Raw genomic sequence first — 20420 nt, 5'->3', positions numbered from 1 at the left:
CAAAGGTTGTTGTTATGTTTGAGACTACATTGAATCCATTATGGGATAGTTTTATTCGCGCAGTGCAGGAAGAAGTGAAGCCCGCGCTGGGCTGCACGGAACCTATCTCTCTGGCTCTGGCGGCGGCGGTCGCATCGTCTGAGCTGGACGGCGCGGTTGAACGCATTGATGCGTGGGTCTCGCCAAACCTGATGAAAAATGGCCTGGGTGTGACCGTTCCGGGGACTGGCATGGTGGGGTTACCGATTGCCGCCGCGCTGGGCGCGATCGGTGGTAACGCCAAAGCCGGGCTGGAAGTGCTGAAAGACGCTTCGGCTGAGGCGGTGGCGCAGGCCAAAGCGATGCTGAGCGCCGGGAAGGTTACGGTGATGCTGCAAGAGCCTTGCGAAGATATTCTTTTTTCCCGTGCGAAAGTGTACAGCGCTGAAGGATGGGCGTGCGTGACCATTGTTGGCGGCCATACCAACGTTGTGCGCATTGAAACCAACAAAGGCGTGGTGTTCGCTACAGAAGAGAGCACTCAGGAAGAGGAGCAGGAATCACCGCTGGCGGTGCTGTCTCACACGTCGCTGGAAGAGATTCTGGCGTTTGTGAATGCGGTGCCGTTTGCGTCAATCCGCTTTATTCTCGATGCGGCAAAACTGAACGGGGCGTTGTCTCAGGAAGGGCTGCGCGGTAACTGGGGTTTGCACATCGGAACCACGCTTGAGAAGCAGTGCGCGCGTGGCCTGCTGGCAGACGATCTATCTACCGCCATTCTGATCCGTACCAGTGCGGCATCGGATGCGCGAATGGGCGGGGCGACGCTGCCAGCGATGAGCAATTCCGGCTCCGGTAATCAGGGGATTACCGCCACTGTTCCGGTGATGGTGGTTGCTGAGCACTTTGGCGCGGATGAGGAAAAACTGGCGCGTGCGCTGATGCTGTCTCACCTGAGCGCAATCTACATCCATCATCAGCTTCCACGTTTGTCCGCACTGTGTGCGGCAACCACGGCGGCGATGGGCGCTGCGGCGGGTATGGCATGGATTGTCGATGGGCGCTACAACACCATCGCGATGGCGATCAGCAGCATGATTGGCGACGTGAGCGGAATGATTTGCGATGGCGCCTCAAACAGCTGCGCGATGAAAGTTTCAACCAGCGCATCTGCGGCGTGGAAAGCGGTGCTGATGGCTCTGGACGATACTGCTGTAACGGGTAACGAAGGGATTGTGGCGCATAACGTGGAGCAATCTATCACTAACCTGTGCGCGCTGGCGTGTCGGTCAATGCAGGAAACCGACAAGCAGATCATTGAGATCATGGCCAGTAAAGCGCATTAATCTGTAGGCTGGGTAAGGCGCAGCCGCTACCCGGCATCAGCCTGAGCCGCCTTTTCAGGCGGCTTCTTCGTCTTCGAGCCGTAGCTCGGCATCGGCCACAATCGCTTCCAGTTCTGTCAGCATTTCTTCATAACCGAAAGTCGCCGTGTCCTGTTTTTGCGGCTCAACCTGCGGCTGGCGTTTTTTTGTTTTTTTCTTGCTCAATAGTCGTACTCCATTGTTTTCTATGACTATACGGGCAAATCTATCAGCAAAGCGCGCAGCGGGGTATCGGCGACTAACGTTATGTTAGTTTCGTCACGAATAAATGCGCCATCGCCGCAGGTGAGTGCTTCTTTTTCGGCTCCAGCCGTCACCGCATGGAATCTGCCGTGGATCGACTGGAGATAAGCGCGAGGCCCATGTAACTGAAAACTGAGCGATTCGCCTTGTTGCAGCTCAACATGATGTACCCAAACCTGTTGGCGCAGATGCAGGCTGCCTTGCTCACCGTCCGGCGAGGCCAGCAGTTGATGCTTACCGGCACTCAGCATGGCTTTCTGCACGCAGGCATTTTCACGCTGCGGGCAGGCATCCAGCCAGAGCTGCATTCTGGTTAACGGCTTATCTTTGCTGATATTGTGTTCGCTATAGCTGATCCCGGGCTGTGTCGCGAGCAATAGCACTTCGCCCGCTTTAGCCTGGATATGGTTGCCTTCGCTGTCGCGGTACTCAGCTTCCCCTTCGAGGATCAGGTTGACGATATCCACTTTCGGATAGGTACGTGGCTGGAAAGAGGCCCCCGGTGCCAGAACTTCCTGGTTCAGAACACGCAGCGAGGCATAACCCAGCAGTTTAGGATCAAAATAGTGTCCAAAGGAGAAGGTATAACGGGCCTGCAGCCAGCCGTAGTCTGCCTGTCCGCATTGTTTGGCTGTACGGGTAGTAATCATAGTTCTTGACCTCTCTTTACTTCCTTTTATGTTAAATGGCTAGACGCTGCATTGTTAGCCAGATATTCTGCCTGGTATGTTCAAATTTCCTGAATGAGAACGAGATGGCCAAAGAAAGGGCTTTAACGCTTGAAGCGTTACGCGTCATGGACGCAATAGACAGACGCGGTAGCTTTGCCGCCGCGGCAGATGAACTGGGGCGGGTTCCTTCAGCCCTCAGCTATACCATGCAGAAGCTGGAGGAAGAGCTGGACGTCGTCTTGTTTGACCGTTCAGGTCACCGCACAAAATTCACCAACGTCGGGCGTATGCTGCTGGAGCGTGGACGCGTCCTGCTGGAAGCTGCGGATAAGCTGACTACCGATGCCGAAGCGCTGGCGCGTGGGTGGGAAACGCATCTGACCATCGTGACCGAAGCGTTGGTGCCGACGGCGGCGTTTTTCCCGCTGATCGACAGGCTTGCCGGGAAGGCCAATACCCAGCTTTCCGTTATCACTGAAGTTCTGGCCGGGGCGTGGGAGCGTCTGGAGCAAGGGAGAGCGGATATCGTGATTGCGCCGGATATGCATTTTCGCTCATCTTCCGAAATCAACTCGCGCAAGCTGTACTCGTTGATGAACGTGTATGTGGCGGCACCGGATCATCCTATCCATCAGGAGCCGGAACCATTATCGGAAGTCACCCGCGTGAAATACCGTGGTATCGCGGTGGCGGATACCGCTCGTGAACGCCCGGTGTTGACCGTGCAACTGTTGGATAAACAACCTCGTCTGACGGTGAGTTCGATAGAAGATAAACGTCAGGCGCTGTTAGCCGGACTGGGTGTGGCGACGATGCCGTACCCGCTGGTGGAAGAGGATATTGCGGCTGGTCGGTTGCGGGTAGTAAGCCCTGAGTCGACAAGTGAAATTGATATCATTATGGCCTGGCGGCGAGACAGTATGGGCGAGGCAAAATCCTGGTGTCTGCGTGAAATCCCCAAACTGTTTGTGGGTAAATAGCCGGACTGTTACGCCGGATGCGGTGCGAAGCACCTTATCCGGCCTGGAAGACGGAGTATGTTGTAGGCCTGATAAGCGCAGCGCCATCAGGCATCTACATATGCTACGTTAGGATAACTGTTTGGGATCGGGCCCGAAGCGGTTACTCCCCTGAGTCCCGTTTTGACAGTTGAAAATGATGATAATCAACCAGCCAACGATCGGGATCAGCAGCACCAGCAGCCACCAGGCTGAACGATCGGTGTCATGCAAACGCCTGAACTGTACCGCCCACCAGGGGATAAACACCAGAACCCCATAAATCGTTGTTAGTATGCCTTCCCCTCCGGCGCGTTCCCAGCCAAGCATTCTGTCCAGGATACCCAGCACGAACGTGAAGATGATGTTGACCAGCACAAACATCCAGTATTCTTTACGACGCGCGCGACCACCAAAACCAAAGTAATTCTTTAATACGTTTAAATACCAATCCATTTTTGCCTCGTTCTGCATTCAATTACTTGTTTTTAAAGTAATCAAATTAAGAATAGCCGTGAATGAAATGATGGTAAATATTTACGGTATTAATTATTTAGCCCCCAAATGGGGGCCTGTGTAAATCAGGCGAAACGCTCGTCACGCCCGTGGGGTTCGTTAAGGTCCTGCCACGGCCCAACAGAAATAATACCAGTCGGGTTAATGGTTTTATGGCTACGGAAGTAGTGATTACGGATGTGATCGAAATTGACGGTTTCCGCAATGCCCGGTATCTGGTAGATGTCGCGCAGGAAACCGTACAGGTTCAGATAGTCGCTAATCCGGTATTTGTCGCACTTGAAATGGGTCACATACACGGGATCAAAACGTACCAGTGTGGTCCACAGGCGAATATCTGCTTCTGTTAACTGGTTGCCGGTCAGGTAGCGATGCTGCCCCAGGATTTGCTCCAGTCGCGCCAGGGATTGGAAGACTTTTTCCACGGCGTCGTCGTACGCTTCCTGGCTGGTGGCAAATCCGGCTTTGTACACACCGTTATTGACGTTGTCATAAATCCAGCCATTCAGCTCGTCGATTTGACTTTGCAGGGCTGGCGGATAGTAATCCCCAGCTTTTGCGCCCAAAGCATCAAAAGCGGTGTTAAACATGCGGATGATCTCCGCAGATTCGTTGCTGACAATGGTGTGATTTTTTTTATCCCACAGCACCGGGACGGTTACCCTACCGCTGTAATGCGGATCGGCGTGCAGATAGAGCTGGTAAAGAAACTCGTGTTGATACAGCGTATCGCCGGTTGCAGCTGGGAAGGTATCGTCAAAGGTCCAGCCGTTTTCTAGCATCAGCGGATGTACAACGGAGACGGAAATAAACGGTTCCAGCCCTTTGAGCTTACGCAAAATCAGCGTACGGTGCGCCCACGGACAGGCCAGAGAAACGTAGAGATGATAGCGGTCTTTTTCGGCAGCGAATCCCCCTTCGCCCGTTGGACCCGGTGCGCCATCCGCGGTGAGCCAGTTGCGGTAAGCCGATGCTGAACGTTGAAATTTTCCCCCGGTTGATTTGGTATCATACCAGGTGTCATGCCATACGCCGTCAATCAGTTGTCCCATTTTATCGCCTCCTCAGATAGCAAAAGCGAGGAGATGTCCCCTCGCTTTTTGGTGTGTTCAGTATAGCTCGCTTACCACTTTTTATTCAGAACGCGGTCGATGCTGAATGCGCCCGGACCGGTGATAGCCAGCAGCAGGAAACCGCCTGCGATGGTCAGGTTTTTCATGAACATCAGAGAGTTCACGCCTTCCGCAAAGTTGCTGTGGAAGATAAATGCTGTCAGCAGCGTGAAGCCTGCGGTGAACAGCGCGGTAGTACGGGTCAGGAAGCCGAACAGGATTGCCAGACCACCGCCAAACTCAAGCAGGATGACCAGCGGCAACATAAAACCTGGCACGCCCATGGCTTCCATATACTGTTGGGTACCCGCATATCCGGTGATTTTGCCCCAGCCTGCGGAAATAAACAGGATTGGCATCAGAATGCGCGCTACCAGTACACCAACATCTTCTAATTTCTTCATCATTCACTCCAGGAAACCACTCAGGCGGCTTATTGTGTTTTTTGTGCAACGACGCTGCAGAGCGCGTCGTTGCTGTCGATGGAGAGAATCATAAACGTGCTTAATGACAATTGTTAGCAAGGAAAACTGTCAAATTTTTTCAAAAATTTTGAGGTTAGGGGGAGTGAGAGGGATTAGCCGCGCAGTTGCTGCTGTCTGATGGTCGCTTTAACCAGACGCCAGATGCTCCAGACGCTAAAACCGCGCTTAGCCCAGCGTACCAGCAGATTAGGATTACGAATGGTACGAACTGCCATGATACTGCTACCCACTAACACCCAGCCACGTAGGTTCAACAGCGTTTTCCAGCCACGATCGTAGACTTCGGTGGCCTTCAGCCAGTCACGGCGAGTAGCAGACAGATCCAGCCGTTGCTGCTGGATCTGTCCAAGCAGTTGCGCCTTACGTTGTTGACGTTCGACTTTACTGCCCATTATGCATCATCCTCCAGGGCCTGCCTGTCGTTTGCGAGTTCGTGGCGCGTATGGCGTAGCAGCGTTGTTTTGCGCGCTTTACGCAGAGTCCATATCCCGCCAATAAGCGCCATAACCAACAGCACAACGGTGGTGGCAATCATTGCGTTCAGGCGGTATTGCGGGTCAATGGCCCAGATGATAAGCACCATCAGGCTCATCAGCCCAAACGCCGCGAACAGCATGGTCAGCCCAAGCATCAGCAGGATCTGGATGAGATTTGATTTTTCCTCTTCCAGTTCCACAACGGCTAGCCGCAACCGCGTTTCTACGATCTCAACGAGAATCGTCAGGATCCGCTGTCCAATACCCAGTACGCTTTTGCCTGGACCTTGTGCGTGTTGAGAGTCAGCCATTGTTAACGGCGCGACAGCAGTACACCAAGCACCACACCGACTGCAGCGCCAATCCCGACGCCAGTCCATGGGTTTTCGCGTACATAGTTATCGGCTTTGGCCGCGGCTTCACGGGTCTGTTTGGCAATCACATCGCTGGTTTCACTCAGGCGATGACGGCTCTCCCGCAGGGCGTGTTCGGCTTTGCTGCGAATTTTACTCATCTCTTCCTTCGACTTATCGCCAGAGGAGCCAAGTACTTCTTCAAGCGTATCCGCAAGAGATTTCAGCTCAGCGCGCAGGTTGTCCGTAGCATTATCTTTCGACATAGTTTTCTCCAGTTGAGTGGGTAGTTACCGTACTTAGTAATCGCGTGATTCGAGTTCTTTCAGCTCATTCTGAGCTTCGGCAAGCTTACGTTCGCGTTTGGCAATTTTATCCGCATCGCCTTTTTGCTTCGCCTCGGCTAAATCATCTTGACGCTCGGCTATCTCATCTTTCTGCTCTGCGATTTTTTTCTGATGGTCGGCGCGCAGTTTGCTGTCAGTACAGTTAGCCCGAACCTCACTAAGTGCTTTGTTCAGACCATTGATGCGGTTCTGATTGTTGTGCTTTTCGGCATAGCTAATCTCCCGCTGAATATCCTGTTCTTTTTCCTGACAGAGGGTAGTGGCGTAACTGCCGGCACTGAGAGCGAAAAGGCTAATAGCCAAAGCGATGCGGTATTTCATTATTGAACCTTCCATTGTGATTCGACGTTGTGGCGTGCGGTCGATGCTCCAGATTAATAAAACGTTGGGTCATAATCCCAGTTTATTAATCATAGGCGCTAAACGGTGAAATCACCAAAGTGAGTGATCTAATTCAGATTCCTGGAGATTAACCAAAACGGTGCGGGGTATCACGTAAGCGGGATAACCACTGCACCGCCTGATTATCATCATCCTGCTGAGCAATAACGAAACCATGCGGTAACGTACGGTCCAGCACGACTTTGGCGGCTGCGCTCTGCGCGCTGGAATCAAAAGTGATCAGCAGCGCGTCATTTTGCGGGGTAATGCTTTTAAAGCGAATGCCGTTGGCATCCAGGTGATGCCAGATAGAGAAGCCATCAGGCATGCTGGCTCCCTGGTTTACTGCGCGAATGGCAAGCGTTGACTCCTGCTGACGAATAACCGACCAGGTCAGGAGCAGCGCGCCGATAAACAGCATAAAGGTAGTGGTCCAGGCAAGTCGTCGGAACGTTATGCATGATTTCAGCATAATTTATCCTCGGTTCCCGTATTTCTTTTTCCACAGCACAATCAGTGAACCTGCCAGACCAAACACCAGTAACACCACAGGAAGCAGCATCAGGCAAGACATGAGCTGATCTTCATACTTAAGAAATACCGGCGTTTTACCCAGCAGATAGCCAAGCGTTGTGAGGATCAGGACCCAAAGCAATCCGCTCATCCAGTTAAAGAACTGAAAGCGCGCATTATTCAGGCCGGATAACCCTGCGATGGTCGGCAATAATGTTCTGACAAACGCAATGAAGCGACCAACCAGCAGCGCAGACAAGCCATGCTTATGAAAAAGATGATGTGCGCGTTGATGGTAATGCGCAGGAAGGTGCGACAACCAGTTTTGTACGGTGCGGGTATTCCCCAGCCATCGCCCCTGGATATAACTGAGCCAACAGCCGAGGCTGGCCGCGGTGGTGAGCAGCAGTACCGTTTGCGGAAAACCCATTGCGCCTTTGGCAATAAGCACGCCGACCAGTACCAGCAAACTGTCGCCGGGTAAAAACGCTGCTGGCAGCAGTCCATTTTCCAGAAACAAAATGGTAAATAGTACAAAATAGAGCATGCCAATCATGGAAGGATTGGCCAGAGTTTCAAAATCCTGAGCCCATAAAGCATTCAGTAATTGAGTCAGTAGTTCCATTCAATATTCCTGGAGAATCGGTTATCGTCATGCCGGTTTTTCTGGATTTTGTAACGCCGCGATTTTATTGATGTTTTTTGCAAGGTGCGCGGTCTGATACAAATTCACGGCCTGAACTGTTCCCTGTGAAGTTGTGAAGTTAGCAAGCTCTTAAACACAAAAATTCAAATAGCATCTAATTGTAACAAAGGTCAACGTTGTCCGTTATAGAAATTACGGTTGCTGAACTCTGATTTTGCTTATCGCATTAGAGGGAGGCGAGAGGATTTACACAGGCTGACATTTTATACCTAATGCTTACCAAGCAGCAGGTACAGGCGCGCCGTCACGCCTGTATCGATAAGATTGATTATTTTGCGCCGTTAGCGGCCGTATCGAGATGAACGACCGGATTTTCAGTAAAAAGGTAACGGTCCGCGTTGAACTCAAAATCATCGCTGGTTTCGTTAAACAGCATCTGCTTCGTATTCTCAAGGTGCTGCCACATCGCCAGTTTAGCGGCATGGGGATCTTTGCGAATCAGCGCCCGTAGGATCTGGTCATGGTCATCGCACCAGTTATCGACCGTACGCGAGTCGATGTGGTCGTGCAGTTTTTTCCAGTAGGGGTTATGGATACGCTGAGTCCACATTTTTTCCACGATGGCGGCCAGGGCGGAGTTCTGCGTGGCCAGCGCAACCTGCACATGGAACTGGAGATCCCACTCGGAGTCACGAAAGCTTTTTTCGTTGCGCGACTTCTCCTGGATTTCCATCAGTTTCATAATGTCCTGCTTGGTCACCTGGGTGGCGGCAAACTCGGCGATGTTGCTCTCAATAAGTTGACGCGCTTGCAGCAATTCAAAAGGACCGTAGCTGGCGAATTCCAAACCTTCGTCGGGAGCAACATAATGTTTGGGTTGGTTAGAGATGACGTGGATCCCCGATCCTTTACGCACCTCAACATAGCCCTCAACTTCCAGCATGATAATCGCTTCACGAACCACGGTACGGCTGACATTTTTTTCATCGGCGATAAAGCGCTCAGCGGGGAGTTTGTCACCCACCAGATAGACGCCTTGCTCGATGCGTTCTTTAAGATCAGCGGCAAGTTGTTGGTATAAACGGCGTGGTTCGGTTATTTCCATATGCGCTCCAGGCATGATACGGCAGACTATATTTGTTATACCACTTTTGCGATTACGCCTCCACTCGCGAGGACAAAAAAGCCGCCAGATAACTGACGGCTTAGCATTATATAACCTTTTTGTATCGCATCCGGTTAACTTTGCGTCGCGGGATCGCCAGTTTGCGGACCTGAATCTATCTCGCTGGCTGATTTGTTCTGCAGTACCGTCCAGATGACTAACGCGCCAAGCAGGTCGAATACCGCCAGCACGGCGAACAGCGGGCTAAAGCCGATGGTGTCGGCCAGCGCGCCAACGACCAGGGCAAACAGCGTACTGGCAAGCCAGGCGGACATACCGGTCAGACCGTTCGCGGTTGCCACTTCATTACGGCCAAATACGTCAGAGGAGAGCGTAATCAGCGCACCGGACAGCGCCTGGTGAGCAAAGCCGCCGACGCACAGCAGGGCGATAGCAATGTATGGGCTGGTGAACAGACCAATCATCCCTGGGCCAATCATCAGCAGCGCGCCCATGGTGACCACCATTTTACGGGACACGATCAGGTTCACGCCAAACCAACGCTGGAACAGCGGTGGCAGGTAACCCCCAACGATACAGCCCAGGTCAGCAAACAGCATCGGCATCCAGGCAAACATGGCGATTTCTTTCAGGTTAAAGCCGTAGACTTTAAACATGAACAGCGGGATCCAGGCGTTGAATGTCCCCCACGCCGGTTCAGCCAGGAAACGCGGCAGCGCGATGCCCCAGAACTGGCGGTTACGCAGGATCTGGCCGAGCGACATTTTCTTCGAGGTCGTGTTTTTATGCTGTGATTCCTGGCCGTTCAGAATGTAATCACGTTCTTCGTCAGACAGTTTTTTCTGGTCGCGTGGGTGTTTATAGAACACCAGCCAGGACATCGCCCAGATGAAGCTCAGGGCTCCGGAAATAATGAATGCCATTTGCCAGCTGTGCATGACGATCGCCCAGACCACCAGCGGCGGGGCGATCATCGCGCCGATAGAAGAACCGACGTTGAAGTAACCGACGGCAATTGAACGCTCTTTTGCCGGGAACCATTCAGAACTGGCTTTCAGACCGGCCGGGATCATTGCGGCTTCAGCGGCACCTACCGCACCTCGCGCCAACGCCAGGCCACCCCAGCTGCCAGCCAGTGCGGTCGCGCCACAGAAGACGGCCCACAGAACGGCGAACATCGCGTAACCTATTTTCGTGCCGAGAACATCAAGCACGTAGCCAGCAACGGGTTGCATTACGGTGTAAGCAGCAGAATACGCTGCGATGATATAGGAATACTGTTGAGTGGAGATGTGTAACTCTTCCATCAGAGTCGGCGCAGCTGCCGCCACAGTGTTACGTGTCAGGTAACCCAGCACGGTGCCAAGCGTCACCAGTGCGATCATGTACCAACGTAACCCTTTAATTTTACGCATGTAAAACCTCATCGTTTTGTTATGTCCGCGAACGAGCGGTCATCTTCCAGTTCAGAGCGGAGGATGTTCTTTTACGAGGGGGGAACCGAAAAAAAGCCGGTACTCCCCGAACGTTGCCATGTCAATAGTTGTGCTAATTCGGTTTCCGTACCGGTCAATCCGATGGTGATACATCGGTAATTTGCATTCCGTCGGCTTATGTATCGCGACGGCCAAAAGATAACTTGTCATACAACTTTAAAAGGTGAGTGCCATCACAAAAGTGTGAATCTTCGTGTGGTCATTATTTCGATTCAGCAAAGCCAGTGCTGGCGCGGCTTGAGGCATGATTTACCTCTTTGAGAGTAATTTTTTTGTCATCATTTGTTGATCTAACTCACGAAAATATCTTCAGTGTGTGGAAATTGGTGTGATAACTTTGTCAACATCAAAACATAAGCAATCTGACGCACTCGTTGAGAGGAAGACGATAATGACCCCGTTTATGACTGAAGATTTCCTGCTGGATACCGAATTTGCCCGCCGTCTGTATCATGATTACGCCAAAGATCAGCCGATCTTCGATTACCACTGCCATTTACCACCGCAACAAATCGCTGAAAACTACCGTTTTAATAACCTGTATGACATCTGGCTGAAGGGTGATCACTATAAGTGGCGTGCGATGCGTACCAACGGCGTTGCTGAGCGCCTGTGTACCGGCGATGCCTCCGATCGTGAGAAGTTTGATGCCTGGGCCGCTACGGTTCCGCACACTATCGGTAACCCGCTGTACCACTGGACCCACCTCGAGTTGCGTCGCCCGTTTGGTATTACAGGTAAGTTGCTGTCTCCGGCAACGGCTGACGAAATCTGGAACCAGTGCAACGAACTGCTGGCGCAGGATCAATTCTCCGCGCGCGGTATCATGAAGCAGATGAACGTGAAAATGGTCGGCACCACCGATGACCCGATCGATTCTCTGGAGCACCACGCGGCCGTTGCTAAAGACGGCTCCTTCGACGTAAAAGTGCTGCCGAGCTGGCGCCCGGATAAAGCCTTCAACATCGAACTGGCGACCTTTAACGATTACATGGCCAAGCTCGGTGAAGTCTCTGACACCGATATCCGTCGTTTCGCTGACCTGCAGACCGCGCTGACCAAACGCCTGGACCACTTCGCCGCTCACGGCTGTAAAGTGTCTGACCACGCGCTGGACGTTGTACTTTTCGCGGAATCTAACGAAGCGGAGCTGGATAGCATCCTGGCGCGTCGTCTGGCCGGTGAAACCCTGAGCGAGCACGAAGTTGCCCAGTTCAAAACCGCCGTACTGGTGTTCCTCGGTGCAGAATACGCACGTCGCGAATGGGTACAGCAGTACCACATCGGCGCGCTGCGTAATAACAACCTGCGTCAATTCAAACTGTTGGGCGCGGACGTCGGCTTCGACTCCATCAACGACCGTCCGATGGCGGAAGAACTGTCCAAACTGCTGAGCAAGCAGAACGAACAAAACCTGCTGCCGAAAACCATTCTGTACTGTCTGAACCCGCGCGATAACGAAGTGCTGGGCACCATGATCGGTAACTTCCAGGGCGAAGGCATGCCGGGCAAGATGCAGTTCGGTTCCGGCTGGTGGTTCAACGATCAGAAAGACGGGATGGAACGTCAGATGACACAGCTGGCGCAACTGGGCCTGCTGAGCCGCTTCGTCGGCATGCTGACCGACAGCCGTAGCTTCCTGTCTTACACCCGTCACGAATACTTCCGTCGTATTCTGTGCCAGATGATCGGTCGTTGGGTTGCTGCGGGCGAAGCCCCAGCCGACATCCAACTGCTGGGTGAAATGGTGAAAAACATTTGTTTCAACAATGCGCGTGATTATTTCGCCATTGAATTGAACTAAGAGCCTATCCATTAGGCTATTTTACTTGCCAGTTTGAACCTGGGCAGTGCTCAAAATCCTCACGTACTGCGTGTACGCTCCGGTTTTTGCGCGCTGTCCGTGTCCAAACGGGCTGCGACAATATACGCCTACTGAAATAGGCTCTAAGGTCCGGGGTTGATATGCAATACATCAAGATCCATACGCTGGATAACGTTGCGGTAGCGCTCGCTGATTTGGCTGAAGGAACCGAAGTTACCGTTGACGGGCAGGCGGTAACCCTGCGCCAGGCGGTCTCTCGTGGGCATAAGTTCGCGCTTTGCGATATCGCGCAGGGTGAGAACGTCATGAAATATGGCCTGCCGATCGGCCATGCTCTGGCTGATATCGCGGCGGGCGAGCATATTCATGCTCATAACACGCGTACCAATCTGAGCGATCTGGATGAATATAGCTATCAACCCGACTTTCAGGAACCTGAGGCGCAACCGGCGGATCGTGATGTACAGATCTACCGTCGTGCCAACGGCGATGTTGGCGTGCGTAATGAACTGTGGATCCTGCCGACAGTAGGCTGCGTCAACGCCATGGCCCGTCAGATGCAGAATCGCTTCCTGAAAGAGACCAACGATGCCGAAGGGATCGACGGCGTGCATCTCTTCAGCCACACCTACGGCTGCTCGCAACTGGGTGACGACCATATCAACACCCGCACCATGCTGCAAAACATGGTGCGCCACCCGAACGCGGGCGCAGTGCTGGTGGTCGGTCTCGGCTGTGAAAACAACCAGGTTGACGCTTTTCGCGAAACCTTAGGCGAGTACGATCCCGATCGCGTTCACTTTATGGTCTGCCAACACCAGGAAGACGAAGTGGAAGCGGGGATCGAACATCTTCACCAGTTGTACAACGTGATGCGTAACGATAAGCGTGAACCCGGTAAGCTGGGCGAGCTGAAGTTTGGTCTCGAATGCGGCGGCTCTGACGGCCTGTCCGGTATTACCGCCAACCCGATGCTGGGCCGCTTCTCCGACTATGTCATTGCCAACGGCGGCACCACCGTGCTGACCGAAGTACCGGAAATGTTCGGCGCCGAGCAGTTGCTGATGGACCACTGCCGTGACGAAGAAACGTTCGGCAAGCTGGTCACTATGGTGAATGACTTCAAACAGTACTTCATTGCTCACGACCAGCCGATCTACGAAAACCCATCGCCGGGCAACAAAGCGGGTGGTATCACCACCCTGGAAGATAAATCTCTCGGCTGTACCCAAAAAGCAGGCTCCAGCCAGGTGGTGGACGTACTGCGCTACGGTGAACGCCTGAAAACGCACGGTCTGAACCTGCTGAGCGCGCCGGGTAACGACGCAGTCGCCACCAGTGCACTGGCTGGAGCGGGCTGTCATATGGTGCTGTTCAGTACCGGTCGCGGTACGCCGTACGGTGGATTTGTGCCGACGGTGAAAATTGCTACCAACAGCGAGCTGGCAGCGAAGAAAAAGCACTGGATCGATTTTGATGCCGGACAACTGATCCACGGCAAAGCGATGCCGCAGTTACTGGAAGAATTTGTCGATACCATCGTCGATTTCGCCAACGGTAAGCAAACCTGCAACGAGCGGAATGATTTTAGAGAGTTAGCGATATTTAAAAGCGGCGTAACGTTGTAGTAAATACCTGATGGTACCTGCATACAGGTCTGCGCAAACCGTAGGCCTGATAAGCGCAGCGCCATCAGGCACAAACCGTTGCCGGATGGTGGCGAACTCGCCTTATCCGGCCTACGAGATAGAATTGGGGTTGCTTGCATGACCGCGTATTGGCTGGCCCAGGGCGTAGGTGTCATCGCCTTTCTAATCGGCATTACCACCTTTTTCAATCGCGATGAGCGTCGGTTCCGGCTGCAACTCGCTGTCTATAGCGCTACCATTGGCGTGCATTTTTTCCTGATGGGCGCCTGGCCTGCAGGAATGAGCGCTGAGCTCAATACCATCCGCACACTTGTCTCGATGCATACCCGTAAACTGTGGGTAATGACCGTTTTTATTATCCTCACCCTGGTTCTCGGGCTGGCGAAATTACAGCATGCGATGGAGCTGTTGCCGATAATCGGCACGCTGGCCAGCACCTGGGCGCTGTTTCGCTGCCAGGGTTTAACCGTGCGTTGCGTTATGTGGTGCGCAACCGCTTGCTGGGTTATCCATAACTTCTGGCTGGGATCGATTGGCGGGACGATGATCGAAGGGAGTTTTCTGGTGATGAACGGCTTGAATATTATTCGCTTCCGGCGGATGCAAAAACGCGGAATTGATCCGTTCAAAATTGAAAAAAGCGTACAAGATAGTAACCCCTCCGCCCGATGACGGAGGGGAGCAGAGATTAGCCGCGCAGGGCGTTGTTGGCCAGACGTTCGTCTTCTGCCTGACAGGCAGCAGCGGTAAACAGGACGTCTGTAGAAGAGTTTAATGCCGTTTCACAGGAGTCCTGCAGCACGCCGATGATAAAGCCAACGGCAACCACCTGCATGGCGATATCATTCGGAATCCCGAACATGTTGCATGCCAGGGGGATTAACAGCAGAGAACCACCCGCCACGCCCGATGCGCCGCAGGCACACAGCGAAGCCACCACGCTGAGTAACAGCGCTGTCGGTAAATCGACCGGAATACCCAGCGTATTCACCGCCGCCAGCGTCAGCACGGTAATGGTGATCGCCGCACCCGCCATATTGATGGTGACCCCCAGCGGAATAGAAACCGAGTAGGTATCACGATCCAGATTCAACTTCTCACACAGCGCCATATTCACCGGAATGTTTGCCGCGGAGCTGCGGGTAAAGAAGGCATACACGCCGCTTTCACGCAGACAGGCCAGCACCAGCGGATACGGGTTACGGCGAATTTTCCAGAATACCAGCAGCGGGTTAACCACCAGCGCTACCAGCAGCATACAACCTACCAGCACGGTCAGCAGCTGAGCGTAGCCCCAAAGCGTGGCAAAACCGGTGGTTGCCAGCGTGGAGGAGACCAGGCCGAAGATCCCAATTGGCGCGAAACGAATCACCAGCTTCACCATAAAGGTGACGGCGTTGGACATATCATTGACCAGATTTTTGGTCGTTTCATTCCCATGACGCAGCGCAAAGCCCAGGCCGACGGCCCATACCAGAATGCCGATATAGTTGGCGTTAAGCAGGGCATCAATCGGGTTAGAAACCATACTCATCAGCAGGCCACGCATCACTTCGACAATGCCGGATGGCGGTACGATGTCGCTGGCGCTGCTGGAAAGATGCAGTGTGGACGGGAAGGCGAAGCTGAAGACAACCGCTGCTAACGCTGCGGAAAAAGTACCGAGCAGGTAAAGGAACAGGATTGGACGGATATTGGTTTTTTGTCCGTGCTGGTGGTTGGCGATGGACGCCATAACCAGCATCAGGACCAGAACAGGGGCCACGGCTTTTAATGCGCCAACGAACAGCGTACCCAACAGCCCGACGGCTTCTGCAGCAGGTTTTGACACCAGCGCCAACAATATCCCCAGTACCAAACCGATCAAAATTTGTTTAACCAGGCTCCCTTGCGCCAAACGCGAGAATAGCCCCGATGAACGTTGCGTAGTCATGTAGTAATCCTTTCATTGTGTTGTTGCCCATCCAGTGTGCATTCTGATGATGCATCTTTCTGGATGTAACAAAGTGTTTGCCTGGTTGAGTATAAGGAAAGATGAAGTCCCGGGAAGCGAAATCTCCTGATTTTTGCGTTCAGATCATGTTTTATAACTTTAAATTAACATTAATTTGACATGATAAACAAAAAGCCCGACGCACGCAGTGTGCTGTCGGGCTTTTTCAGCTAGCGGATGAAACTTACTGTATTTGCTGCTTTTTATCGTGCTGGTGATTAACCCACGCATTCACGACCAGCGTAACGAACAGAATACCGAACACCACGCCTAACGAGATAGCGATCGGGATATGATAGAAATCGACGATCAGCATCTTAATACCGATAAACACCAAAATGACCGACAAGCCGTATTTCAGCATGGAGAAACGCTCAGCCACGCCAGCCAGCAGGAAGTACATCGCACGCAGACCCAAAATAGCAAACAGGTTTGAGGTCAACACGATGAACGGGTCGGTTGTGACGGCGAAGATTGCCGGAATACTGTCGACGGCAAAAATGACATCACTCAGCTCAACCAGAATCAACACCAGCATCAACGGCGTGACGAACAGCAGTCCGTTTTTACGCACGAAGAATTTTTCGTCTTCGATGGTATCGGTCATGCGTAAATGACTACGCAGCCAGCGGACTAACGGTCTGTCGCCGATACCGGAAGCATCTTCTTTCGCCAGTGCCATCTTCACGCCGGTAAACAGCAGGAACGCGCCAAACACGTACAGCAGCCATTCGAACTGGGCGATAAGCCAGCTACCTGCGAAGATCATAATCGTACGCAGCACAATCGCGCCCAGTACGCCGTACACCAGTACCCGACGCTGTAACGCAGGCGGTACCGAGAAGTAGCTGAACAGCATCAGCCAGACAAAGACGTTATCTACCGCCAGTGATTTCTCGATCAGATAGCCGGTAAGAAACGCCAGCGCCTGTGGGTCGGCAACGGCGCGGCCCTGCGTTTGGGCCAGGTACCACCAGAATGCGGCGTTAAACAGTAACGACAGCGTGACCCAGACGATGGACCAGGCTGCCGCCTGCTTCATCGACATGGTATGTGCGCCACGACGACCCTGTAGCAGCAGGTCGATGGCCAACATAATCACCACCACAACAGCGAAGCCGCCCCACAACAACGGTGTGCCGACAGTATTCATAATTCCCCCATGCATAAAAAAACGGCCAACGCCGAATGACGTTAGCCGCTGCTTTTTATGCATAGACCTTGCCATTCGGCAAGGTCTCACTTACAACAACAAAGGAATACGCTAGCGTATTCCTTTGTTGTTGTCCGGTGACCGGATGTGGTTTTGCACACATCGTAATGACGATCAACCGACAACGAAGTTACTCCCCTTTGCGGGTTACAAAATATTACAGGCCATGCATGCAGTCAATGGCCTGCAACATTTGTTTTACATACCTTTACGCAGTCAGCGATGTTACCGTTTCATCTGCCGGGAAAATCACGCCGGTCTGACGGCGAATTTCCGTTTGCAGTTTGGCGGTGATACGGCTGACGTTCAGTGCCGGATGATCCACTTCGCCGGATTCAACCAGATGAGCAAAAGTCTCTGCCTCATACAGCATAGTATTGATATGCTGAGGCACCGTCAGCTCCTGCGTTTTGCCACCACGCGCAACGAAGCATACTTTCTGACACTCAGAGATATGCTCAATGACCAGCGAACCCGACTCGCCCTGAATTTCACTGGCTAATACCGAGTCGCTGACTTTGGAGTGCTGGAGTGTGACGCTGAAATCACCGTAATTAAGCACGACCACGCCGTGGGCATCCACACCACTTTCCAGCAGGCTGGCGCTGGCCTGAACGCTCTGCGGTTCGCCCCAAAGCGCAACCGCTGAGGCCAGGCAGTAAAAGCCGATATCCATAATCGAACCGTTAGAGAACGCCGGATTAAACGTATTCGGATTTTCACCGTCCAGATAACGCTGGTAACGCGAGGAGTACTGGCAGTAATTGATAAAGGCTTTCCTGATTCTGCCCACTTTGGGTAACGCTTGCTGCAGCAGCAGGAAGTTAGGCAGGCTGGCGGTCTTAAATGCTTCAAACAGCACGACCTGATTTTCGCGCGCGCAGGCGATAGCGGCTTCAGCTTGCGCCAGATTTGAGGCCAGCGGCTTTTCGCAAATGACATGCTTTTTGTGCTGCAAAAATAGCTCTGTCTGCGGGAAGTGCAGGGAGTTTGGACTGGCGATGTAGACGGCGTCAATCGCATCACTATTGGCCATCGCCTCCAGCGAGGTAAACAGGTGCTCGACGGGGTAATCGTTGGCGAAGGTCTGTGCCTGCTCAAGACTGCGGGAATACACTGCGGTTAACTTATACTTGCCGGTTTCATGGGCGGCATCGACAAACTGGCGGGTGATCCAGTTTGTGCCAATTACTGCGAAACGTATCATAAAGGCCTTCAGGCTGCTAAAAGGGATCCTTTCGTCAATTTAGCATGCCTTGAAGACAAAGCCAGTGCGCGACTACGCACTTTGCTTTAACGATTGTTGCGTTAACCACAGGCGGGTATCGAACTCCAGTTGATGGTACTGAGGTTCCATATGACAGCACAGTTGGTAAAACGCTTTGTCATGCTCTTTTTCTTTCAGATGTGCCAGTTCATGGACCACGATCATTCGCAGGAAGGGTTCCGGGGCATTGCGAAAAACGGTCGCCACGCGGATCTCCGCTTTGGCTTTTAGCTTGCCGCCCTGCACGCGGGAGACGGCGGTATGCAGCCCCAGCGCATTCTTCAGAACGTGGATCTTGCTGTCGTACATCACCTTATTCAGCGGTGGAGCATTGCGCAGAAACTGGTTTTTCAGATCTTGCGTATATTGCCAGAGCGCTTTGTCGGTCGCGAAGTCATGCGTACCCGGATAGCGCTTCTCCAGCACTGCACCCAGACGCTGCTCGCTAATCAAGGTTCGAACCTGGGCGAGTAAGTGCTCAGGATAGCCCTGGAGATAAGTTAGTTGGTTCATTAATGTCCACGCAAATCATAAAAGTGTATACTCACGCACCCTTTTCAGGGATATGCCGAAATTTTACCATTCAGGAGGGCCGATGAGCCACATAGACAACGGTTTCCGTTCGCTGTCACTTAAACGTTTCCCGGAGACGGATGACGTTAACCCGCTGCTGGCGTGGGAAGCGGCGGATGAATATCTGCTGCAACAGCTGGATGATACCGAGATTAGCGGCCCGGTGCTGATCCTGAATGATACCTTTGGCGCGCTGGGCTGTGCGCTGGCGGAGCACACGCCGTACAGCATTGGCGACTCCTATTTAAGCGAGTTGGCCACGCGCGAGAATCTGCGTCACAACGACATCGCCGAATCGAGCGTCAAGTTCCTCGACAGCACCGCGGAATACCCGCAGGCGCCGGGCGTGGTGCTGATTAAAATTCCTAAAACCATGGCGCTGCTGGAGCAACAGCTGCGCGCGCTGCGTGAAGTGGTGACGCCGCAAACGCGGATTATTGCCGGAGCGAAAGCACGCGACATTCATACCTCGACGCTGGAGCTGTTTGAAAAGGTGTTGGGTCCAACCACCACGACGCTGGCGTGGAAAAAAGCCCGTCTGATCAACTGTACGTTCAGCAAACCTGAACTGGCCGCTGCTTCGCAAACGCTGAGCTGGAAACTGGAAGGCACCGACTGGACTATCCATAACCACGCCAACGTCTTCTCTCGTACCGGGCTGGATATCGGCGCGCGCTTCTTTATCGAGCACCTGCCTGCAAATCTTGAAGGGGAGATTGTCGATCTCGGCTGTGGGAATGGCGTGATTGGCCTGACATTGCTGGAGAAAAACCCACAAGCCAGCGTGGTGTTTGTGGATGAATCGCCGATGGCGGTGGCGTCAAGTCGTCTGAACGTCGAAAGCAATATGCCTGAGGCGCTGGATCGCTGCGAGTTTATGATTAACAACGCGCTGTCCGGGGTTGAGCCGTTCCGCTTTAATGCCGTCCTGTGCAACCCGCCGTTCCATCAGAAGCACGCGCTGACCGACAATATCGCCTGGGAGATGTTCCATCACGCCCGCCGCTGTCTGAAGATTAACGGTGAGCTGTATATTGTGGCGAACCGTCACCTCGACTACTTCCACAAGCTGAAGAAGATTTTCGGCAACTGCGAGACCATCGCCACCAATAATAAGTTTGTGATTCTCAAATCGGTGAAATTAGGTCGTCGTCGGTAATCGCGTGTGCCGGA

Annotated in this window: 23 protein-coding genes; 6 read left to right on the top strand and 17 right to left on the bottom strand. The window is 53.0% G+C overall.

Annotated features, from left to right (window positions below; translation table 11 throughout):
• Positions 1-14: 14 nt before the first annotated feature.
• On the top strand, positions 15-1325 hold the full coding sequence (locus tag FDX11_RS23655; RefSeq protein ID WP_061382494.1) for a serine dehydratase subunit alpha family protein: 1311 nt from the start codon (positions 15-17) through the stop codon (positions 1323-1325).
• A gap of 54 nt (positions 1326-1379) precedes the next feature.
• Here the strand turns inward: FDX11_RS23655 and FDX11_RS25200 are convergent, their stop codons facing one another.
• A complete protein-coding gene (locus tag FDX11_RS25200) occupies positions 1380-1529 on the bottom strand; it encodes a hypothetical protein (protein ID WP_165406919.1) in 150 nt (49 codons plus the stop codon).
• A 26-nt stretch (positions 1530-1555) separates the two neighbouring features.
• Positions 1556-2257 carry a pirin family protein gene (locus FDX11_RS23650; RefSeq protein ID WP_042311142.1) on the bottom strand — a complete coding sequence of 234 codons (702 nt, stop codon included), beginning with the start codon at positions 2255-2257 and terminating at the stop codon, positions 1556-1558.
• A 104-nt stretch (positions 2258-2361) separates the two neighbouring features.
• Here FDX11_RS23650 and yhaJ point away from each other — a divergent pair, with 104 nt between their 5' ends.
• Positions 2362-3258, top strand: a complete 897-nt coding sequence (gene yhaJ / locus FDX11_RS23645) for a DNA-binding transcriptional regulator YhaJ (RefSeq protein ID WP_042311140.1) — start codon at positions 2362-2364, stop codon at positions 3256-3258.
• A gap of 108 nt (positions 3259-3366) precedes the next feature.
• Here yhaJ and FDX11_RS23640 read toward each other — a convergent pair whose 3' ends face one another.
• The 11 genes from FDX11_RS23640 to FDX11_RS23590 form a co-directional block, all read right to left on the bottom strand.
• On the bottom strand, positions 3367-3732 hold the full coding sequence (locus FDX11_RS23640) for a DUF805 domain-containing protein (RefSeq protein WP_038642883.1): 366 nt from the start codon (positions 3730-3732) through the stop codon (positions 3367-3369).
• A gap of 125 nt (positions 3733-3857) precedes the next feature.
• The gene (gene yqjG / locus FDX11_RS23635; RefSeq protein WP_137398627.1) at positions 3858-4844 is read right to left on the bottom strand and encodes a glutathionyl-hydroquinone reductase YqjG; all 987 of its coding nucleotides are present in this window, start codon (positions 4842-4844) and stop codon (positions 3858-3860) included.
• Positions 4845-4915: 71 nt separating this feature from the next.
• On the bottom strand, positions 4916-5308 hold the full coding sequence (locus FDX11_RS23630) for a DoxX family protein (RefSeq protein ID WP_032940735.1): 393 nt from the start codon (positions 5306-5308) through the stop codon (positions 4916-4918).
• Between the two features lie 173 nt (positions 5309-5481).
• On the bottom strand, positions 5482-5781 hold the full coding sequence (locus tag FDX11_RS23625; RefSeq protein ID WP_137398626.1) for a YqjK-like family protein: 300 nt from the start codon (positions 5779-5781) through the stop codon (positions 5482-5484).
• The gene (locus tag FDX11_RS23620) at positions 5781-6176 is read right to left on the bottom strand and encodes a phage holin family protein (protein ID WP_038634082.1); all 396 of its coding nucleotides are present in this window, start codon (positions 6174-6176) and stop codon (positions 5781-5783) included. Before FDX11_RS23620 ends, FDX11_RS23625 begins: the two co-directional genes overlap by 1 nt.
• A gap of 2 nt (positions 6177-6178) precedes the next feature.
• Positions 6179-6484, bottom strand: a complete 306-nt coding sequence (locus FDX11_RS23615; protein ID WP_137398625.1) for a YqjD family protein — start codon at positions 6482-6484, stop codon at positions 6179-6181.
• A 33-nt stretch (positions 6485-6517) separates the two neighbouring features.
• Positions 6518-6886: a DUF1090 domain-containing protein gene (locus FDX11_RS23610; protein WP_038634079.1), complete on the bottom strand. Its 369-nt coding sequence runs from the start codon at positions 6884-6886 to the stop codon at positions 6518-6520.
• Positions 6887-7034: 148 nt separating this feature from the next.
• Positions 7035-7418 carry an EnvZ/OmpR regulon moderator MzrA gene (gene mzrA, locus FDX11_RS23605; protein WP_042311135.1) on the bottom strand — a complete coding sequence of 128 codons (384 nt, stop codon included), beginning with the start codon at positions 7416-7418 and terminating at the stop codon, positions 7035-7037.
• Positions 7419-7421: 3 nt separating this feature from the next.
• Positions 7422-8084 carry a DedA family general envelope maintenance protein YqjA gene (yqjA, locus tag FDX11_RS23600; protein ID WP_137398624.1) on the bottom strand — a complete coding sequence of 221 codons (663 nt, stop codon included), beginning with the start codon at positions 8082-8084 and terminating at the stop codon, positions 7422-7424.
• A gap of 349 nt (positions 8085-8433) precedes the next feature.
• A complete protein-coding gene (gene exuR, locus FDX11_RS23595; protein ID WP_038634073.1) occupies positions 8434-9210 on the bottom strand; it encodes a transcriptional regulator ExuR in 777 nt (258 codons plus the stop codon).
• Positions 9211-9344: 134 nt separating this feature from the next.
• Positions 9345-10646 (bottom strand): MFS transporter, encoded by a 1302-nt coding sequence (locus tag FDX11_RS23590; RefSeq protein WP_042311133.1) that lies wholly within the window; start codon positions 10644-10646, stop codon positions 9345-9347.
• 472 nt (positions 10647-11118) lie between these two features.
• Between FDX11_RS23590 and uxaC the strand changes: the two genes are divergently transcribed.
• From uxaC to FDX11_RS23575, 3 genes are all read left to right on the top strand, one after another.
• Complete coding sequence (gene uxaC, locus FDX11_RS23585) at positions 11119-12531, top strand: glucuronate isomerase (protein ID WP_042311130.1); 1413 nt, start codon at positions 11119-11121, stop codon at positions 12529-12531.
• 161 nt (positions 12532-12692) lie between these two features.
• Entirely contained in the window at positions 12693-14180 is a 1488-nt protein-coding gene (locus FDX11_RS23580) for a UxaA family hydrolase (RefSeq protein ID WP_042311128.1), read from the top strand.
• A gap of 138 nt (positions 14181-14318) precedes the next feature.
• Positions 14319-14873: a YgjV family protein gene (locus FDX11_RS23575; protein ID WP_042311125.1), complete on the top strand. Its 555-nt coding sequence runs from the start codon at positions 14319-14321 to the stop codon at positions 14871-14873.
• Positions 14874-14889: 16 nt separating this feature from the next.
• Here the strand turns inward: FDX11_RS23575 and sstT are convergent, their stop codons facing one another.
• The 4 genes from sstT to FDX11_RS23555 all read right to left on the bottom strand — a co-directional run bounded on the left by sstT (position 14890) and on the right by FDX11_RS23555 (position 19187).
• Positions 14890-16134 carry a serine/threonine transporter SstT gene (sstT, locus tag FDX11_RS23570; protein ID WP_137398623.1) on the bottom strand — a complete coding sequence of 415 codons (1245 nt, stop codon included), beginning with the start codon at positions 16132-16134 and terminating at the stop codon, positions 14890-14892.
• A 244-nt stretch (positions 16135-16378) separates the two neighbouring features.
• Positions 16379-17347 (bottom strand): TerC family protein, encoded by a 969-nt coding sequence (locus FDX11_RS23565; RefSeq protein WP_038642882.1) that lies wholly within the window; start codon positions 17345-17347, stop codon positions 16379-16381.
• 268 nt (positions 17348-17615) lie between these two features.
• Positions 17616-18614 (bottom strand): Gfo/Idh/MocA family protein, encoded by a 999-nt coding sequence (locus FDX11_RS23560; RefSeq protein WP_061382486.1) that lies wholly within the window; start codon positions 18612-18614, stop codon positions 17616-17618.
• Positions 18615-18686: 72 nt separating this feature from the next.
• On the bottom strand, positions 18687-19187 hold the full coding sequence (locus FDX11_RS23555; protein ID WP_042311118.1) for a M48 family metallopeptidase: 501 nt from the start codon (positions 19185-19187) through the stop codon (positions 18687-18689).
• 82 nt (positions 19188-19269) lie between these two features.
• On the opposite strand from FDX11_RS23555, the gene rlmG reads away from it, so the two are divergent.
• On the top strand, positions 19270-20406 hold the full coding sequence (gene rlmG, locus FDX11_RS23550) for a 23S rRNA (guanine(1835)-N(2))-methyltransferase RlmG (RefSeq protein WP_137398622.1): 1137 nt from the start codon (positions 19270-19272) through the stop codon (positions 20404-20406).
• The last annotated feature ends 14 nt before the right edge of the window (positions 20407-20420 follow it).

Source organism: Citrobacter sp. wls714 (assembly GCF_005281025.1).
GTDB classification, from domain to species: Bacteria; Pseudomonadota; Gammaproteobacteria; order Enterobacterales; family Enterobacteriaceae; genus Citrobacter; species Citrobacter werkmanii.
The sequence above is the reverse complement of the archived record's forward strand: the minus strand, read 5'-3'. Positions and strand labels throughout refer to the sequence as shown.

What these genes read in the sequence shown, in the direction of transcription:
- FDX11_RS23655 (WP_061382494.1), top strand. Translation starts at nt 15, where the DNA reads ATGTTTGAGACTACATTGAATCCATTATGGGATAGTTTTATTCGCGCA.
- FDX11_RS23650 (WP_042311142.1), bottom strand. Translation starts at nt 2,257, where the DNA reads ATGATTACTACCCGTACAGCCAAACAATGCGGACAGGCAGACTACGGC.
- yhaJ (WP_042311140.1), top strand. Translation starts at nt 2,362, where the DNA reads ATGGCCAAAGAAAGGGCTTTAACGCTTGAAGCGTTACGCGTCATGGAC.
- FDX11_RS23640 (WP_038642883.1), bottom strand. Translation starts at nt 3,732, where the DNA reads ATGGATTGGTATTTAAACGTATTAAAGAATTACTTTGGTTTTGGTGGT.
- yqjG (WP_137398627.1), bottom strand. Translation starts at nt 4,844, where the DNA reads ATGGGACAACTGATTGACGGCGTATGGCATGACACCTGGTATGATACC.
- FDX11_RS23630 (WP_032940735.1), bottom strand. Translation starts at nt 5,308, where the DNA reads ATGAAGAAATTAGAAGATGTTGGTGTACTGGTAGCGCGCATTCTGATG.
- FDX11_RS23625 (WP_137398626.1), bottom strand. Translation starts at nt 5,781, where the DNA reads ATGGGCAGTAAAGTCGAACGTCAACAACGTAAGGCGCAACTGCTTGGA.
- FDX11_RS23620 (WP_038634082.1), bottom strand. Translation starts at nt 6,176, where the DNA reads ATGGCTGACTCTCAACACGCACAAGGTCCAGGCAAAAGCGTACTGGGT.
- FDX11_RS23615 (WP_137398625.1), bottom strand. Translation starts at nt 6,484, where the DNA reads ATGTCGAAAGATAATGCTACGGACAACCTGCGCGCTGAGCTGAAATCT.
- FDX11_RS23610 (WP_038634079.1), bottom strand. Translation starts at nt 6,886, where the DNA reads ATGAAATACCGCATCGCTTTGGCTATTAGCCTTTTCGCTCTCAGTGCC.
- mzrA (WP_042311135.1), bottom strand. Translation starts at nt 7,418, where the DNA reads ATGCTGAAATCATGCATAACGTTCCGACGACTTGCCTGGACCACTACC.
- yqjA (WP_137398624.1), bottom strand. Translation starts at nt 8,084, where the DNA reads ATGGAACTACTGACTCAATTACTGAATGCTTTATGGGCTCAGGATTTT.
- exuR (WP_038634073.1), bottom strand. Translation starts at nt 9,210, where the DNA reads ATGGAAATAACCGAACCACGCCGTTTATACCAACAACTTGCCGCTGAT.
- FDX11_RS23590 (WP_042311133.1), bottom strand. Translation starts at nt 10,646, where the DNA reads ATGCGTAAAATTAAAGGGTTACGTTGGTACATGATCGCACTGGTGACG.
- uxaC (WP_042311130.1), top strand. Translation starts at nt 11,119, where the DNA reads ATGACCCCGTTTATGACTGAAGATTTCCTGCTGGATACCGAATTTGCC.
- FDX11_RS23580 (WP_042311128.1), top strand. Translation starts at nt 12,693, where the DNA reads ATGCAATACATCAAGATCCATACGCTGGATAACGTTGCGGTAGCGCTC.
- FDX11_RS23575 (WP_042311125.1), top strand. Translation starts at nt 14,319, where the DNA reads ATGACCGCGTATTGGCTGGCCCAGGGCGTAGGTGTCATCGCCTTTCTA.
- sstT (WP_137398623.1), bottom strand. Translation starts at nt 16,134, where the DNA reads ATGACTACGCAACGTTCATCGGGGCTATTCTCGCGTTTGGCGCAAGGG.
- FDX11_RS23565 (WP_038642882.1), bottom strand. Translation starts at nt 17,347, where the DNA reads ATGAATACTGTCGGCACACCGTTGTTGTGGGGCGGCTTCGCTGTTGTG.
- FDX11_RS23560 (WP_061382486.1), bottom strand. Translation starts at nt 18,614, where the DNA reads ATGATACGTTTCGCAGTAATTGGCACAAACTGGATCACCCGCCAGTTT.
- FDX11_RS23555 (WP_042311118.1), bottom strand. Translation starts at nt 19,187, where the DNA reads ATGAACCAACTAACTTATCTCCAGGGCTATCCTGAGCACTTACTCGCC.
- rlmG (WP_137398622.1), top strand. Translation starts at nt 19,270, where the DNA reads ATGAGCCACATAGACAACGGTTTCCGTTCGCTGTCACTTAAACGTTTC.